Genomic DNA, 16,169 nt, shown 5'->3' with positions numbered 1-16,169 from the left:
TGAAGATCACTGTTTAAATAACATACTATGATTATACATGTTATAGGGAGGTTGTGACCTGATTCATCAACTGAACGTCAGTCAAAATTTTTGACTGACAGGAACAAAGACGCAAAAGACAAGAGTTTATTTTTTTAACTGACGGATCGGTCCGACTAATTCATCCAGCGATTCAAAGCTTTTCAAGAAAAACTGAAAATTAGACGAATGTCGGACGCCTCGAATGAAAATCCGTTTCTCGAGCGTCGGCAAAAATAATAAGTATTCAATATCCATGATCCGCTCTTCTGAAAAATCCAGTTGGAAAATAGAGATTTTAGCTGAATTAGCCGTCAAATAGGTCGAAACAATGCGATACCGTTCTTTCGAAAATTGTTTTTCGATAAATGTTAAAAATTCCGAACCGCTTAAAAATTTCATCTGCCAGAGCTCCTTCCAAAAACGTTCTGCATATATCCAATATTTCCTGTACATGTTTTCGGGAAACATCTTTCGTAAAAAAAATCGACATATTCCGAAACGCTTAAAACTATATCTTGTATCTTTTTTTCGGTACTATAAACGGTATAGAGAGCAAAGTAGGTGAAAATAATGAAAATGACTCGATCAACGGATTATGCGATTCGAGTACTATTGTTTACGACTCTTCACCCAACTCGACTCGTTCAAATTCAAGAAGTCGCCGACTATTACGATATCTCGAAAAATCATTTGATGAAGATTGTTCATGCACTAAGCAAATTCGGACTCATCAATTCCTATCAAGGACGTAATGGCGGTTTTAAGCTGGCGAAAGATCCGTCAGAGATTACATTAGGTGAAATCGTACAACTTTTTGAAAAAGTCTCGTATCTTGAAAGTTTTCCTGAAATCCATGAAGATGAAAATCTGGAAAATATGAAAGAAGCGTTTGATTATGCGTTTCTCCAATTTTCGGAAGCGTTAAAAGCATATTCGTTACAGGATTTGATTCAGGTGAATTAAGAGAATGGAAGAAAATTAGTTTAAAACACGTTACGGATTGGTAAAAATCTGTAGCGTGTTTTTTTATTAAAAAAGGAGACAAAATTCCATCTTAAAACCGGTAAATGGTATACTTGATTTCGGATGAAAACATGGAACTAAAGTGATTTCTTTCGTTTGATGTCCTCATCCGGAATAATCATAACTTGAATTCTGTCAGAAAGGAGTTTCCAGAATGTCTGAGATCACCATCGACACATTCACATCCGTTATCAAGACCATAATCAGACCTCCCTTATTTCTTGTCGAGAAGAAAGAGCCGGCTGAAAACATAACGGTGGAGATTCGATACGCACAGTTGCGGTCTACAACCAAAGCTCAATTGTTAGAACCCCTTGTCCGTTTGTTCGAGGAAGAGGCGACGGATGAAGCAAGGGAAGTGTTAACGAAGGAATTGATTCATTTAGCTGCACATACACTACACCATTCGAATCATCTTTTAACCGCTTGTTTGACGAAAGAAACAACCTCAAATCGTCATCATGCTTATTTGTATATTGAAGGAAAAGAAGTACTACACCGAATTATGACGGATGAGAAAGATATCCTGCCGTTTGTTCGCCAGGTCGATCAATTGATTCAGAAATTTGAATCAGACTAACGCTGAATAAAAATGGCGGAAGCCATTTTATATATAAGGATTTTGGCTAGAGGACCGAATCGACAAAAGGGTGATGGAATCAATCCACCGCCCTTTTGCTAACTAAATATTTTTTTGTTTAAGTACATTGCATTATAGAGTACATTGTTTTACATTGTATGTAAGAGGTGGTGGGAGAAGATGGGAATTGATAAAGAGTTGTTAAAAGGGCATATCGACACCTTGATATTGGCTCTATTGGTCGATAAAGATCGGTACGGATATGAAATTGCCAAAGAAGTCCGCGAAAAAAGTGCTGATGCCTTCGAACTGAAAGAAGGAACACTTTATCTGTCGCTGAAACGGCTCGAAAAGAAAGAAGCCGTCCTGTCCTATTGGAGTGATGAGGCAGCCGGGGGAGCACGCCGCAAGTATTACCACCTGACAGATGCCGGACAAACGTTATTACAGACGAAGCGGCAGGAGTGGCAGGTCGTCAAACGATTAATGAATCAATTTTTAGGAGGGGACACGGATGATCAATGAATATGTGGACCGGCTGTACCGTTCGGCTGATCCGGATTTGTCGGAAACAAAGGAACTAAAAGACGAGACGCGTCAACATTTGGAAGAAGCTGTCGCCGAGCTGGTCTTTGACGGCTACTCGGAACAGGCGGCGATTAAAATGGCCATCAATCGCTTTGGCGGCGAAGAACAGTCGAAAGCCCTGATTCAGGAATTGCAACTCGTTCAAAAGCTATTTGCGAAACGCATTTTGTTGGCCGGTATCATTGTGATGATTGTCAGTCTGCTGTTCGGCTCCGGTGGTTTCATGGCGCGAAGTATGTCGGATGTGATGGAACGAGGTATTCCATACGAATTGGGGGAAGAGTGGCAGACGACGGATGCTGCACCGCTGAAGACGGTGGTGGAGGAAGAATGGAGTGTCACGGGTGCCCGAATCTACAGTACGTCAACAGACGGGGAACGGATGGCGCTCGAACAACGTTACGAACAACATGTCCCGTCGGCCTTCCGACCGTTCATTTCATCGCTTGCGAGCGGATCACCGGATGGAAGCTGGAGTGTTGAACTGGATATGATTGATACCGTCGTCATCGGCCTCGCGCTTGCATTACTCGGATTAACGGCGGCACATGTCCTGTTTACGATTTGGATCATCATTCAACGTTACCGGACGGACCGGTTGTCACGGACGACAGGAGTCATATCGATCATGATTCCGGCGCTCAGTATTTTGCTGTATTATCTGACAAAAAAGCGGTCCTGACCAAAGGAGGAGAAACCATTGCAAATGATCATTTGGACAGAATTCAAACGAAGCGGTACACGCCGGACCCTGTTGATGGCGTTGCTTGTACCGCTCATCATCCTGCTGCAATTCAAACAGGTCCGGACGGGTTATGTCTTCACATCCTGGCAGGGCGTTTTCGAAGAGTCGGCCGGCGTGATTGTCGCCGTCGCGTTTCCGTTACTCTGCTGTCTAGTGTATCTGCCGACAGTCGCCCGTGAAATCGACCATCAGTTCATCTGGTATGCCCGGACGCGGGTTGCTCTCGGACAATATCTGGTTGCCAAAGGAATCGTGAATGCTCTGATTGTCTTCACCATCTTTTTTGTGACGATGATTGCCTGGATGCTGTTTTTACGGTTCGTAGAGCCGAACTTGCACTGGATGACATATGAACAGGGACCGGAATCGTTGACGACCTTCACGCAAGTGTTCCGGACCGACGGGATATATATGCTGGTCTATGCACTCTGGATTGGACTAAACGCGGCACTGTACGCCACGATTGCTTACCTGTTGCTGGTTTTGTCCGGGAATTTGTTGCTCGCCGTCGGCCTTCCCTTTTTGTTTTATCATCTATTGAATTTTACGGCAGGACTGTTCAGTGCGCCTCAATTTTCGCCGATCAGTACGATTTTTCCGTTTAACATCATTGCGATGCCGTTATGGACGGTTTTGGTCCCGTTCAGCCTGCTGGGTCTGTTTCTGCTTGGCTTGATTATCACCGGACAAAAGCGGACGGAATGGGAATGGTGAACCGGATTGGCTATACGCTTGCCTGGCTTCAAGTGACGGTCTTCGCCTGTATTTGGATGTATTACGATCAGCAGGAGGCACTTGGACACGGTATTGTCTTCAACCAATGGGATCTGCTGACAGCGGTGACGATGAATACGTATCTGCTGATTTACGATGTGCTGTTGCTTGTCCTGGTGTTGTCGATTATCCGAATCCGAGCAGATTTAACGGAAAACCGGTTAATCCGCTTTCGTGATTCGCGATCGGCATTATTACATAGTACGGGACGGTTTGCGAAAGTCTGGGGAACAGGCCTATTGCTGTATGGAGCGGTCGGATATATATTCACGTTGCAAGCACCGTCCGCGTCCGTCTGGAGTCTTGCGGCACGGACGGAACAAGTCTTTTATGTCTCAAAAGATTCGCTGTTTTTTGATCTTCCGCCGCTCATTGCCCACCTGTTGCAACTCGGCTTTTTGTTAACGGGTGGACTACTGATTCATGTCTTGCTTGGTCTCGTGTACCTGTGGACGAAGCGCCCGAAACTGTTATACCTGCTTGCGAGCCTTTTGTTTCTCGGGACAGGGGTTGCCTTTAAAATCGGACTTCCAAGCCCGTTTTTCCTGTTATCGTTAGCCGCCTTGCTTGAATATCAGGCGTATGCTTTTTGGACAGGTTGTGTTTTGGTCATCGGCGCTGGATTGTTACTGCTTGACCGGCCGATCCGGTTGCCGCAAAGCGGCAGCGCAGCCAGTCTCTACCTCATTTGTTGTGTAATGATTTTCTTGATGCAGCCGGTGAGACAGACGTATGGGGACTATCTGATTGCGGTATTCAGCGGTACAGCGTCCGAGAACTTTTCGTTCCAGCCTTATTTGAATCATGCCGTGCTGTTTTTCGGTTACACCTATTTACTGACCCAACGGTTCGAGCGGGATGTCATTCAGCAGGGAATGTACCATATCATCCGGCATCAGTCATTAAATCGCTGGTTTTTACGGCAATTTAGCCGCTTGATCATGACAGCAGTCCTGACAGCAACAGGGCTGGTTGTACTTGCGACAGGCTTTGCGTTTGTTCGGGGGGTGAAGTGGACGACGGAGATGGAAAGTCTGCCGGTCCGGATCACGACGCTTCTTTATCACACGGTCGTCAACGGTTCCCTGCAACTGATCGTGTACGGTCTGATTCTGTTTCTCGTGTTGTACTGGACGCGTGAAGCCGTCCAAGGTATGTACTGGATCGGGGGAGCGATGGTCGCTCTGCTACCGCTCGTCCGACAAGACTGGATGCCGGTTGGCTTGAACGGGACGGTCCGGCTGTTGGATCATTCGGCAGTCAGCATCACGATTCAACTCGTGTTGACCGGTCTATTCGTCTTGATCGTGATTCAGCTCGCATTTCGTAGGCAAATCCGGACAACTTACTAAGGGGGAAAACAAGTGATTACACTTACGAATGTCAGCAAGCGTTATAAAGGACAGGAATTGTTTCATGACGTCAACGTATCATTTGAAGCGGGGAAGATTTACGGCATAACCGGCATCAACGGTTCCGGCAAGTCCGTTTTATTTAAGATGCTGTGCGGATTCGTCTTTCCGGACGAAGGAACGATCGAAGTGGACGGACGCCGGTTGTCGGGAAAAAACCGTTTTCCGAAGGACTTTGGGATTTTGATTGAACGTCCCGGTTACATCGGTCAACTCGACGGCTTCTCAAACTTAAAAGAGCTGGCCCGGATTCAAAACAAAATTGATGATGCAACAATCCGAAAGGCGATGGAACAGGTCGGACTTGCGCCGAACTTGACGCAAAAGGTCAAACAATATTCGCTCGGGATGAAACAGAAGCTCGGGATTGCTCAGGCCATCATGGAAAACCAGCAGGTACTCCTGCTCGATGAACCGTTTAATGCCCTTGATGCCGATAGTGTTGAACGAATCCGAACATTACTCGTGCAATATAAGCAGGAAGGCCGGACGATTTTCCTGACGAGTCACCAGCAACAAGACATCGATTTACTGTGTGATGAGGTGTATCACATTCAAGAAGGAGGGTTGAACCACATCAGGTGAATACACCAACAGGCAAGTCTTCCGAAAAAACGGAGGACTTGCCTGTTTGGTTGGTTTAACGGTTGTCAGACGAATTCTCTTTGAGTGCATCGACATATTGTTTCGCTTCAAGCAACGGGTAACCGAGCGTTTCCCGAACGAGTTTAACGGCTTCGACTGTCTGATAATCAGCAAGAAGCTGACGGATTTGTTCATTGAGTACGGTATGACTGCTTGCGGCATCCGTCATCCCGAGGTGTTCCTGAATCCGGGTCAGTTCGCGCAGAAGTTGCTGTTGCGCGACTCGTTGCTTTGCCAATTGTTGAGATACGGATTGCCAGAACATGATCAAGAGGATCAAAGGCAACCAAACCGATAAAAATGAGTCCATATGAAAGAAGCCTCCTTTCGTTTACCGTATCATACTAAAAATGATGTAACAATTAGTGGAAATTGAAAAGAATACCGTTTATTCTGAAATAGTGGAAAATTAAGGGTTTGAAAAAGAAAGGAATGAAAAGTGTGGAAGATTTGTTAGCGGCGTTGATTCCGATATTACTTCTTTCAGGGAGTATCCTGTTTGTCGGGTTTGTCGTCACGCTCGGAAGTTTATTTTACTTCCGAAGACGTTCGTTTGAGAAAAGTACATACAAGCAGGTCACGCAGGAACGGTTTTTAAAAGCCGTTCGCGATAAAGGCATTTGGGGCGAGTATTTAACGACACGACAACTTGAAAAAGTCGGGGGCTACGGCAAGTTTGTCATCAATACGTACATCCCGAAAGCGCGGGGCAAAGGATTGACGGAAATCGATGTGACGTTCATTCATGAGAGTGGCATTTACATCCTTGAATCGAAAAATTACAGCGGCTGGATTTTTGGAAAAGAAGCGGACCGGCAGTGGACGCAGATGTTTAAAAATCGCTACAAACAAAAATTTTATAATCCGATTAAACAAAATGAACAACACCTGAAGAGCATGGAACGATTTTTGGAGGGGACGATCGGAGAAGAAGTATTCCAGTCGGTCATCGTCTTCAGTGAACGTTGTGAACTCAAAAAAATTACGGTGGACTCCAGTCACGTCCATGTCGTCAAACGGAATGACTTACGGCGGACCATCAAGAAACTGGCGACTGTCGATCGTTTGACACCAGAACAGGTCGATGCGGTCTATGAACAACTCAAGCAACAATCCCAAGTCGAGCAAGAAGTGAAGGATGCACATATCGAGTCGATTAAATCGTTTACTTAATAAAAATATGCAAAATCTAATCATTTTGGAATGTTAAATATTTACTACGAAGAAATTCCGATCAGAATGATAATTAGGAGAGAAAAATGAAGAACATAAAAAGAAACATATTTATTGTAATTGCTATTTTAGCTGCTCTTTTCATTGGCGGTGGAGTTGGTACGTATGAAGCAAAAGCGAAACTGCATGGAAAAGAAGTCGATATAACTGGACTTGAAAACGAAATTAAAAAACTAAAGTCAGTCAGAGAGGATGCAGAGGAAGGAAAAGCAAGTGCAATGGAAGATTATCAATCAGTATTAGATATGATTGATCAGCGCGATGCGTTAAAATCTGATATCGTTAATGCTGAAGCTAAACTGCAAGCAAGAGAAGATGACTTCGAAAAAGTTGATGGCAATTATACTAAGATTAAGAATCAAATTAAGACTAAGGAAAATTTATTAAAACAATTAAGTATGCAAGTACGAGAAAAAATGGATGATCCTAAAACATTAAATGCTGGACAATATACAGTGGGTATTGATCTACCCGTTTCAAGATACAAAGCTACAAATATCGGTTCAGGATCTAACTTCGTAGTACATAGTGCGAGCGGGGATTTAAAAGTAAACACAATTCTCGGAGCTAATGGTAGCGGAGATTACACATTTTACGCTGAAGATGGTGATACGCTGATTACTGAAGAAGCCGTAAAAATGATTCCGATGAAGTAAATAAAAGAAGAAACAGTTGTTGAGAAGTAATACTTCGTATCAACAACTGTTTTTTTAGAAGAAAAGAACAATTTGACAATCCACCGGTTCCGGCATATAGTAAATAAGTTCAATTAATAAGTAGTGCAACTATTATTCCGAAAGTGGGGAGTCTTCATGAAAGAAGCGGATTGGTCACTTGGTATGCAATTGTCACGCAGCTATCTGTCTTTTAAACGGGCGGCCACGAAACGGATGGAACAACATGGTTTGACACCGGAACAATTTTCAGTGTTGAGTGAGCTGCATAAGCAGGAAGGCATCTCGCAAAAACAGTTGGCGTTGACGACTGAGCGGGATCAGACGACGGTCGGAAAAATCCTCGACAAGCTGGTCAAGAAGGGGCTTGTCATTCGTTCGGCGGATCCGAGAGACCGGAGAGCCTTCATTTTGTTGACGACGAAAGAAGGTATCCAAACGATTCAGCTACTCGAACCGACGCTCGATGAACTCCAGCAGCAGGCATTTTCCGGTCTGTCGAAAAAAGAGATTAAACAATTCATCAAGACACTCGAGACCATTTACAAAAATGTGACGTAAGTGGTTTCTCTTTTTGAACTGATAGTTGCACATGATATTATAAGTAATGCATATATAAAAGGAGAGCGGATTACATGAAGAGTTTTAAAGAAGTATGGTCGATTACACAAACGAAAGTCGGGTTAATGTTTGCCTTGATTGTTCCGGTCTTGTTCCTTGTCGTTTGGATGACCGGTTACCACGGGGCGACGGACCGGTTGGATCAGTTACGGGTCGCTGTCGTCAAAGATGCGACGACGGAAGGACTATATCAAAACCTCAAAGCGGATAGTCCGTTTACCGTCAAAGCCGTTTCGTCCGAAACGGAAGGTCTGAAACAACTCGATGCCGGAAACGTCGAGATGGTGCTTGCTGCCGATTTGACCGGTCAAAAACAGATGACGTTTCACGTCAACCAGGCAAATGCCGAGTTCGCGAACGGTATTCTAAAACAGGCGACAGCTGAAATCGCGCAAGGGGTAAACGGTCAGCCGGCTATTCGTTCGGACATCATCATCGAGCATGAAGTGTCCGATTTCTCGATGTCGATGTTGCCGTTGTTACTGGGCTTCGTGATTTATATTGCTGTCATGACGATGGGAATTCAATTTAATCTCGTGACACAAATTCTCCAAAAACGTTTTTCAAAATGGTCACTCTTTTGGAGTAAACAACTGTTGCACGGAATCGTCCTGCTGGTTGTTCCGCTCGTCATGGTATCGCTTGCGTTTGCCTTTGCCGAGATTGAGACATCCTTCTTGAAAGTATGGGCGTTCCAACTGTTGCTGACAGCAACGTGTATCAGCGTCACGCAGATGAACTTCACGATTTTTGGTCCGATTGCACCGCTTGTGAACGTTGCTTTGATTCCGTTTCAACTCATGACGGCGGGAAATATCGTTCCGTCTTCGATGCTGGCCCCGTTTTACCAAACGATTGGTCATTATCTGCCGGTTCCGAATGCCGTCGGTGGCTTGACCCGGTTGCTGTATTTTGACGGTGATATCTCGACCTACCTCTTACGACTGGTGGTTATTCTGCTCGTGACGCTTGCTGTTACACTGATTTTGACAGCGCTCCGCCGGGAACAGGCACATGTTGTCGAGGTCAAACAGGCTTCCTGAAACAAAAAAACGAGCTAATCCAATCGGATCAGCTCGTTTTTTAGTTAAGCAAACAATTCAGCAATCGCTGTGTCACCCGTTAGCAATGGAATCGTTTGGTGGTACGCCGACTGTTGGCCGATCGAGGCGACGACGACGCGGGCGACATCTTCCCGGGCAATCGTTGTTTCGTCCGTTGAAGTCGGATCTGTTGTGACCGCACCTGTACCTGCCTCATCCGTCAAGCCGCCCGGACGCAGAATCGTATAGGCAAGTGAACTTTCACGCAACAGACGATCAGCGTAATGTTTCGCGACGTAATACGGTTTCATGCTGTCGGACCACGTTTCCGGCGAGTCGGCATTTAAGGCGCTGACCATGATGAACTGGCTCGCTTGAATTCCTTCTGCTGCCGCAACTGCTTTTGCCGCTCCGTCAAGATCAATCAAAATGGTTTTATCCGCGCCGGTGTGACCGCCGGATCCGGCTGTAAAGATGACGATGTCACTGCCTTGGATTGCATCTTGAATCGATGCGACATCGTGCTCTAAATCGAGAGCGACCGGTGTTGCCCCGAGAGATTCAAAATCGGCATACTGTTCCTTTGAACGTAATCCGACGCGGACGTCGTGACTCGATCCGCTTAATTGTTTCGCTACCTGACGACCGACTTTTCCGTTTGCTCCAATAATGAATACGTTACTCATCTTCCATTCCTCCCATTCGTTGATTCGTTCTTTGTCAGTATGGAAGAAAGTACGTGTATCCTGCAATCAAGAGGGCTTGGCAAGAGAACATCGCCGCTTTTTGACGAAATAATCAAAAAATTGTTGGAACCGTTAGAACAATATGATACTGTTTTGAGTATTATACAAAAACACAGCGTCAGACAGAGAGAGGAAGCGGACAGAGTGAATAAACGAGAATTGGCACTTGGAGGAAGTCTGTTGCTTTCCGGTCTCATGATAGCGACACGATTAAAGAATGCGACGGGTTCATTCAGCGTCGGTAAACAAAATGTCTTCACAACAAAAAAGATTGTCGTCGGAACGACCGGAGATTATAAACCGTTTACGTACCTGAACCGTCAGACCAACCAATATGAAGGGTTCGACATTGATGTCATCTGCTCGTTTGCGGAAGTCGCCGGACTCGAAGTCGAATTCGTCCCGACGACATGGGGAACACTGACCCGTGATCTACGTGCCGGGAAATTTCATATGGTCGTCGGCGGCGTCACGAAAAACATCGAACGCGAAATCGTCGGCGACTTTACGAAAAGCTACCTGTCGTTTCAAAAGACGCCGCTTGTCCGGGCGACGGACCTCGATCTGTTAACATCGATTGAAGCCATCAACCAGCCTGATGTGACAATCGGCTTAAATCCGGGAGGAACAAATGAACAGTTCGTCCGGCAGACGTTTGATCAGGCCCGTATCGTCATGTATGCCGATAACCTGACCATCCCGGCAGCAGTTGCGGCCGGAGAAGTTGATGTCATGATCACCGACACGGTCGAAGCGATTTACTATGCGTCGCTCGATCAGCGGCTCGGGGCTCCGAAGATTCGTGAAAAGTGGATTCCTGCTGAAAAAAGTTATCTGATCCAGGACCGGCAGACGGAAGTTTTGGACGTGATGAATCTATGGATGAATTCCTATGAAGGACAGGAACGGATTCGAGCCTTAAAAGAAAAGTGGTGTGTGACTTCAGTTGGACAGGATGTCATCTAAATAGAGCAACCGATGGGCAAATCCAATTTTGGGTTTGTCCCTTTTTGTGCAATCAGCTAAAAAGTGGGTAAAGATAAGGAAGTGACTGAACGATTGTCTGACTAACGAAAGGACGGATGAGCATGATTGAAGTAGACCGGTTGACGAAGGAATATAACGGGAAAAAAGTCGTTGATCAGATTTCCTTTCATGTCGACAAAGGCGAGATTTTTGCCTTTCTCGGTCCGAATGGCGCTGGTAAATCGACGACGGTCCAAATGCTGACGACGTTGATTGCCGTCTCGTCCGGCAGTGCAACGATCAACCAGTACGACATTCAACGAAATCAAAAGGATGTCCGGTTGCAAATCGGTGTCGCCCTGCAGGAAACCGGTATCGATAATGATTTGACAGGTGAAGAGTTACTGGTGCTGCAAGGGAAACTATTTGGATTTTCAAAGGACAAAGCCGTCGAACGGGCCGTTGAACTGCTTGAACTCGTTGGATTATCGGCAGACGGGAAACGCCGCGCCGGCACGTATTCCGGCGGGATGAAACGCCGGCTGGATCTCGCATTGACACTTGTCCATCAGCCGACCGTTTTGTTTCTCGACGAACCGACGACCGGACTGGATCCGGCAAGCCGTCAGCAAATCTGGACGGAAGTTCGGCGTCTGAATGAAGAATACGGAACGACGATTTTTTTGACGACACAGTACTTGGAAGAAGCCGATCAGCTGGCAGACCGGATCGCCATCATCAATGACGGGAAGCTGATTGCCGAGGGGACAGCGGCAGAGCTGAAAGCGCTGAACGGAACAGAACGGATCGAGGTCGTCCTTGAAGGGGAACAGTCGAGCGAGGCTTTCCGGCAGGCGTTTGATGGTCGGATCGAGAAGGGTCTGATCATTTTGCCGTCCAACGGGACAGAGACGCTGAAGCAGGTCGTCCGCTATCTCGATGAACAGCACGTGACAGCCCGTTCGCTTGTCGTTAAACAGCCGTCGCTCGATGATGTCTTCATTCAATTAACGGGTCAGGCCTATAAGGAGGAGAGCTGATATGTGGCGGGAAACCTTGATTTTAACGAAACGCAGTCTGCTCGTGACCTTACGGAATCCGTTTTCGTTCATCCCGAACTTAATCATCAGTGTCTTTTTCCTGCTTGTTTATACGAGCGGTTTGTCCGGCATCTCGAGTCTGCCCCAGTTCGGCGGCGTCGACTACTTGAACTTCATCCTGCCCGTCTCAATCGTGTCCGGTGCCGTCGGCGGAGCCGGGGGAGCGGGGCAGGCACTCGTCAAAGATATTGAGAGCGGTTATTTTGCCCGCTTGCTGTTGACGCCGGTCTCACGGACGTCAATCGTTCTCGGACCGATGCTCGCCGGGATGTTGCAATTATTCGTTCAGACGTTATTGATTTTCGGAATGGGCTTTTTACTCGGTCTGTCGATTCCGGCGGGCATTAGCGGCTTTTTCCTGACGATTGTCCTCGCGCTCGGCTTCGGTCTCGCGTTCGCTGGCTATTCCGTCGGTGTCGCCTTGAAGACGCGGAACGCCCAGGCGGCACAAGCCGGGACATTGCTGTTTTTCCCGTTGATTTTCTTATCGACGACGTTCGTCCCGAAAGAGTTGATTGAGGCGGAGTGGCTAAAAATTGCCGCGACACTCAATCCGACGACGTATATCATGGAAGGGATGCGGGCCGTCCTGTTACGCGAGACGATTGATTGGAGTGTTTATACGCAGGGTGTCATCGTAGCTGCCGTTTTGAGTATTGCGATGGTTGTATTTGCCGCACTCAACGCGCGCGGAGCCTTGAAGAAATGACAAAACGCTGTCTCCGGATTTTTCAGCCGGAGACAGCGTTTTTTTTAAGAAGATTTAGGTGTGCGTACGACGTAGTAGATACCGGATACAATCAGGAACACGATTCCGATCAAAATCGAGACACGTGTCTCATCGTTAAATAACATCCCGACGAGAACAATCAACAGCATGACAATCGTAATGTAGTTCGTGTATGGTGCGCCCGGCATTTTGAACGGATGATCGGCTATCCGATCCGCTTCGATTTTCCGGTACTGGATGTGACTGATCAGGATGGCGAACCACGGTATCATTCCCGGTAAGACCGAGGCACTGTAGACATAGACAAAGATGTTCGTATCTTTCCCGAGGAACAGCGGCAGAACGATGTCGAGAATGACACCGACGAAGATTCCGGCTGAGACGGCAAGGACCGTATACAAGGGAATACCGTTTTTATTGACCTTCAGGAACAGCGACGGCATCTGTCCTTTTTCCGCAAGTGTATAAATCATCCGGCTGGAACTGAAGATACCCGAGTTACATCCGGACATCGCAGCCGTGATGACGACGACGTTGATGATGGCGGCAGCAGCCGTGATGCCGACTTTGGCAAAGGTCGCGACAAACGGACTGCCGATATCGGCCAACTGATCCCACGGATAGACGGTGACGATGATGAAGATTGCCCCGACGTAAAAAATCAGGATCCGCCAGATGACACCGTTGATCGCACGGGTAATGTTCGTTTCCGGATCCTTCGTTTCTCCGGCCGTCACACCGATCAGTTCGACGCCGATGTAGGAGGCGAAGACGATCGAGAGGGCAAAGAAGAAACCGCTGAAGCCGTTCGTGAAGAAGCCGCCATGCGACCAAAGGTTAGAGAAGCCGATCGGCGTTCCGTCGTTTCCGAAACCAAACAGGATGAGACCAAGACCGGCAATGATCATCAGGATGATCGTAATGACTTTGACGGAGGCGAACCAAAATTCGAGTTCACCAAACATTTTAACCGAGGCGAGGTTCGCAAGCGTCAGGATGACGATGACGACGACACCGGGAATCCAGGTCGGTAAATCCGGCCACCAGAAGCGCATATAGGCGCCGACGGCAATGACTTCACTCATCCCGACGATGACCCAGTTGAAGATGTTGCTGCTTGCTGTCATGAAGCCGGCAGCCGGATGAATGTAATCATTGGCAAACTTCGCATATGATCCCGTATGTGGATGGGTGTAGACCATCTCACCTAATGCCCGCATGATTAAAAAGATAAAGGCACCTGCAAACATGTAGGCCAAAATGACCGATGGACCGGTCCAGGCAATCGTACTCGACGATCCTAAAAATAGACCAACGCCGATTGTCCCCCCAAGAGCAATCATTTGTACTTGTCGTGATGTCAGTTCGCGTTTTAAATTCGATTCCATAAGTACCCCCATGTACCAAAAAATTGATGATTGTCGAACTTGTAAGACCAGTTCGAAACACTATAACCATGAGTATACTATTTTAAAAAAGAGAATAGAAAGCTTTTTCTGAAAACATTTTTAGTTTTATTTTGAAAAATGAAAGAAAATGAAAAAGCCGAACCACTTCCAACGAAGGGATTCGACGATGATTTATTCTGGGACGAAATCTGTAAACGTACCGGCATAAAGACGGGTGTCTGTAGAAAGAACGATTCGATTTTGGCGCATCTTGATCGTTCCCTGCAACGGTGTTCCTTTTTCCGACTCAAACAGAATCCGAGCCTTCTCGATATACGTGTCGCCTTCCTGTTGTAACAGGTACGTATGCTCATTGTCGGTCGAAATTAAATATTCTCCCTGAACGACGAAGTCGGAGAAATGACGTGTCGGAACTTGATAGCTCGTACTGCGTTCCCCTTGCAGATGGACGACGCGGTAATCCGGATGATAGAAGAACCACGCATCGTCGGAACCGCAGACGTTCAGTGCGTAACAATCGTCAATCGGATAATCCTTGTTCTTAAAGATGACTTGTCCAAACTCATCAAAAACAGCCAACCCAAATGAACCGATCGAAGTAGTTGCACTGTCGGCAAAAACGCCTTCATCAAAGTAACTGACCCAAATCTGATTTTTTTCATCAACGTGGACGTTTTGAATCCCGTCATCAAGACAATAGCTGTCGAGCAGATGACCGGCCTGGTCGTAAATGAAGGCGTTCGGCAACCAGGAGCCGTCGACATCATCGTCACAGCGGGAAGCGACGAGTAGAATCCGACCATCGGAAAATGAGTCGACATAACTGAAATCTATTTCAGCCTGAGCGACAATCGTTGTTGTCCGCCATTGATCGTGCAGGCGATGGACGTGCAGAACGTTTCTACGACGTTTCGTGTCATAGATGTCTTCGATCATCATGATTTGTCCTGAAATCGTCAGTCCCGTTGCCACGTGTTTTCCGGTAACTTGAGACGCCGTCACGCGGTCAAGGTGAATTTTTAATGTGTTGGAAGTATCCAAGATAAGTCGCTCCTTTTTAAAAACAGTCTGCCGCGGGGACAGACTGCAAAACTTGAATCAGGTTGTACGTTGACGTTTTTTCAGGAAGACATAGACCAGAATCATAACGACAGCGGCAATCAGGACACCATTCGTATAAGGTGCAGCCACTTCTTTGATGGAGCGCCAGTTCGTACCGAGTGTTTCACCGAGGTAGAGGAATAGAATCGACCAGGGAATGATGGCGAGAATCGTATAAAGTGAAAATTTTGTCTGGTCCATTTTTGCCAGACCGGCCGGAATCGAGATTGCATGACGGACGACCGGAATGAAGCGGGCTCCGAAGATGACGCCTTGTCCGTACTTCAGGAACCAGCGTTCTGCGAGATCGAGATGGTGCTCCGTGATCAGCAGGTACTTTCCGTATTTCAAAATCAATGGTCGACCGCCGTAACGGGCAAACCAGTATAAAAATAATTGCGAAAACAAACCCCCGATGACGGCAGCAACGACAGCGAGCGGCCAACCGATCGTCCCTTGGGAAATCATGAATCCGCCGTAAGACAAGACGATTTCGCTCGGAATGATTTCAATCATCAATCCAAGGGCGATTCCGAAATAGCCTAAGTCAGCAAGATATAATAAAACGTTATTTACAACTTGAGATAACACATGTAACACTCCTTCAGATTCACTTCATTCCTTTATATTAGAGAAGAAAGTCGGAAAATGAAAGAAAAAATCTTTAATCTGATGAAACAAATATGTAGTGAGCATCTTTAAGTGGAAGGTATTGCCCATTTAATGAAGTAAAATGCTTCAGAAAAAGAACCAACACC

Annotated in this window: 20 protein-coding genes; 14 read left to right on the top strand and 6 right to left on the bottom strand. The window is 46.6% G+C overall.

Features of this window, described 5'->3' with window-relative positions:
* Window positions 1-126: 126 nt before the first annotated feature.
* On the bottom strand, window positions 127-420 hold the full coding sequence (locus DVG79_RS07080) for a hypothetical protein (RefSeq protein WP_114596094.1): 294 nt from the start codon (window positions 418-420) through the stop codon (window positions 127-129).
* A gap of 171 nt (window positions 421-591) precedes the next feature.
* Between DVG79_RS07080 and DVG79_RS07075 the strand changes: the two genes are divergently transcribed.
* From DVG79_RS07075 to DVG79_RS07045, 7 genes are all read left to right on the top strand, one after another.
* Window positions 592-984, top strand: a complete 393-nt coding sequence (locus tag DVG79_RS07075; RefSeq protein WP_114596093.1) for an RrF2 family transcriptional regulator — start codon at window positions 592-594, stop codon at window positions 982-984.
* A gap of 214 nt (window positions 985-1,198) precedes the next feature.
* Window positions 1,199-1,624 carry a hypothetical protein gene (locus DVG79_RS07070; RefSeq protein ID WP_114596092.1) on the top strand — a complete coding sequence of 142 codons (426 nt, stop codon included), beginning with the start codon at window positions 1,199-1,201 and terminating at the stop codon, window positions 1,622-1,624.
* A gap of 180 nt (window positions 1,625-1,804) precedes the next feature.
* A complete protein-coding gene (locus DVG79_RS07065) occupies window positions 1,805-2,149 on the top strand; it encodes a PadR family transcriptional regulator (RefSeq protein WP_114596091.1) in 345 nt (114 codons plus the stop codon).
* Window positions 2,139-2,894, top strand: a complete 756-nt coding sequence (locus DVG79_RS07060) for a permease prefix domain 1-containing protein (protein WP_114596090.1) — start codon at window positions 2,139-2,141, stop codon at window positions 2,892-2,894. Before DVG79_RS07065 ends, DVG79_RS07060 begins: the two co-directional genes overlap by 11 nt.
* Before the next feature lie 18 nt (window positions 2,895-2,912).
* Window positions 2,913-3,671, top strand: coding sequence for an ABC transporter permease (locus DVG79_RS07055; protein WP_114596089.1), 759 nt, complete (start codon window positions 2,913-2,915; stop codon window positions 3,669-3,671).
* Window positions 3,581-5,083, top strand: a complete 1,503-nt coding sequence (locus tag DVG79_RS07050; protein WP_158537533.1) for a hypothetical protein — start codon at window positions 3,581-3,583, stop codon at window positions 5,081-5,083. Before DVG79_RS07055 ends, DVG79_RS07050 begins: the two co-directional genes overlap by 91 nt.
* Before the next feature lie 12 nt (window positions 5,084-5,095).
* Window positions 5,096-5,728, top strand: coding sequence for an ABC transporter ATP-binding protein (locus DVG79_RS07045; RefSeq protein ID WP_114596087.1), 633 nt, complete (start codon window positions 5,096-5,098; stop codon window positions 5,726-5,728).
* A gap of 55 nt (window positions 5,729-5,783) precedes the next feature.
* Here the strand turns inward: DVG79_RS07045 and DVG79_RS07040 are convergent, their stop codons facing one another.
* Entirely contained in the window at window positions 5,784-6,098 is a 315-nt protein-coding gene (locus DVG79_RS07040; protein ID WP_114596086.1) for a hypothetical protein, read from the bottom strand.
* A gap of 122 nt (window positions 6,099-6,220) precedes the next feature.
* Between DVG79_RS07040 and DVG79_RS07035 the strand changes: the two genes are divergently transcribed.
* The 4 genes from DVG79_RS07035 to DVG79_RS07020 all read left to right on the top strand — a co-directional run bounded on the left by DVG79_RS07035 (window position 6,221) and on the right by DVG79_RS07020 (window position 9,359).
* Window positions 6,221-6,961, top strand: a complete 741-nt coding sequence (locus DVG79_RS07035) for a nuclease-related domain-containing protein (RefSeq protein WP_233494551.1) — start codon at window positions 6,221-6,223, stop codon at window positions 6,959-6,961.
* A gap of 86 nt (window positions 6,962-7,047) precedes the next feature.
* Window positions 7,048-7,677 (top strand): hypothetical protein, encoded by a 630-nt coding sequence (locus DVG79_RS16250; protein WP_233494550.1) that lies wholly within the window; start codon window positions 7,048-7,050, stop codon window positions 7,675-7,677.
* Between the two features lie 156 nt (window positions 7,678-7,833).
* Window positions 7,834-8,256 (top strand): MarR family winged helix-turn-helix transcriptional regulator, encoded by a 423-nt coding sequence (locus tag DVG79_RS07025; RefSeq protein WP_012370122.1) that lies wholly within the window; start codon window positions 7,834-7,836, stop codon window positions 8,254-8,256.
* Between the two features lie 74 nt (window positions 8,257-8,330).
* Window positions 8,331-9,359: a YhgE/Pip domain-containing protein gene (locus DVG79_RS07020; RefSeq protein WP_114596084.1), complete on the top strand. Its 1,029-nt coding sequence runs from the start codon at window positions 8,331-8,333 to the stop codon at window positions 9,357-9,359.
* 44 nt (window positions 9,360-9,403) lie between these two features.
* Here DVG79_RS07020 and DVG79_RS07015 read toward each other — a convergent pair whose 3' ends face one another.
* Complete coding sequence (locus DVG79_RS07015) at window positions 9,404-10,045, bottom strand: SDR family oxidoreductase (protein ID WP_114596083.1); 642 nt, start codon at window positions 10,043-10,045, stop codon at window positions 9,404-9,406.
* A gap of 204 nt (window positions 10,046-10,249) precedes the next feature.
* On the opposite strand from DVG79_RS07015, the gene DVG79_RS07010 reads away from it, so the two are divergent.
* The 3 genes from DVG79_RS07010 (at window position 10,250) to DVG79_RS07000 (ending at window position 12,880) form a co-directional block, all read left to right on the top strand.
* Complete coding sequence (locus tag DVG79_RS07010; protein WP_114596082.1) at window positions 10,250-11,071, top strand: transporter substrate-binding domain-containing protein; 822 nt, start codon at window positions 10,250-10,252, stop codon at window positions 11,069-11,071.
* 122 nt (window positions 11,072-11,193) lie between these two features.
* On the top strand, window positions 11,194-12,111 hold the full coding sequence (locus DVG79_RS07005) for an ATP-binding cassette domain-containing protein (protein ID WP_114596081.1): 918 nt from the start codon (window positions 11,194-11,196) through the stop codon (window positions 12,109-12,111).
* Between the two features lies 1 nt (window position 12,112).
* Window positions 12,113-12,880, top strand: coding sequence for an ABC transporter permease (locus DVG79_RS07000; RefSeq protein ID WP_114596080.1), 768 nt, complete (start codon window positions 12,113-12,115; stop codon window positions 12,878-12,880).
* A gap of 44 nt (window positions 12,881-12,924) precedes the next feature.
* Here the strand turns inward: DVG79_RS07000 and DVG79_RS06995 are convergent, their stop codons facing one another.
* The 3 genes from DVG79_RS06995 to uptA all read right to left on the bottom strand — a co-directional run bounded on the left by DVG79_RS06995 (window position 12,925) and on the right by uptA (window position 16,002).
* Window positions 12,925-14,289 (bottom strand): amino acid permease, encoded by a 1,365-nt coding sequence (locus DVG79_RS06995; protein WP_114596079.1) that lies wholly within the window; start codon window positions 14,287-14,289, stop codon window positions 12,925-12,927.
* Between the two features lie 192 nt (window positions 14,290-14,481).
* On the bottom strand, window positions 14,482-15,351 hold the full coding sequence (locus DVG79_RS06990) for a hypothetical protein (protein WP_012370128.1): 870 nt from the start codon (window positions 15,349-15,351) through the stop codon (window positions 14,482-14,484).
* 57 nt (window positions 15,352-15,408) lie between these two features.
* Complete coding sequence (gene uptA, locus DVG79_RS06985; RefSeq protein ID WP_012370129.1) at window positions 15,409-16,002, bottom strand: undecaprenyl phosphate transporter UptA; 594 nt, start codon at window positions 16,000-16,002, stop codon at window positions 15,409-15,411.
* Between the last annotated feature and the right edge of the window lie 167 nt (window positions 16,003-16,169).

The sequence above is a fragment of the Exiguobacterium sp. RIT594 genome (assembly GCF_003339585.1).
GTDB lineage: Bacteria > Bacillota > Bacilli > Exiguobacteriales > Exiguobacteriaceae > Exiguobacterium_A.
Note: the sequence above shows the minus strand (reverse complement) of the source record. Positions and strands in the feature narration are given on the sequence as shown.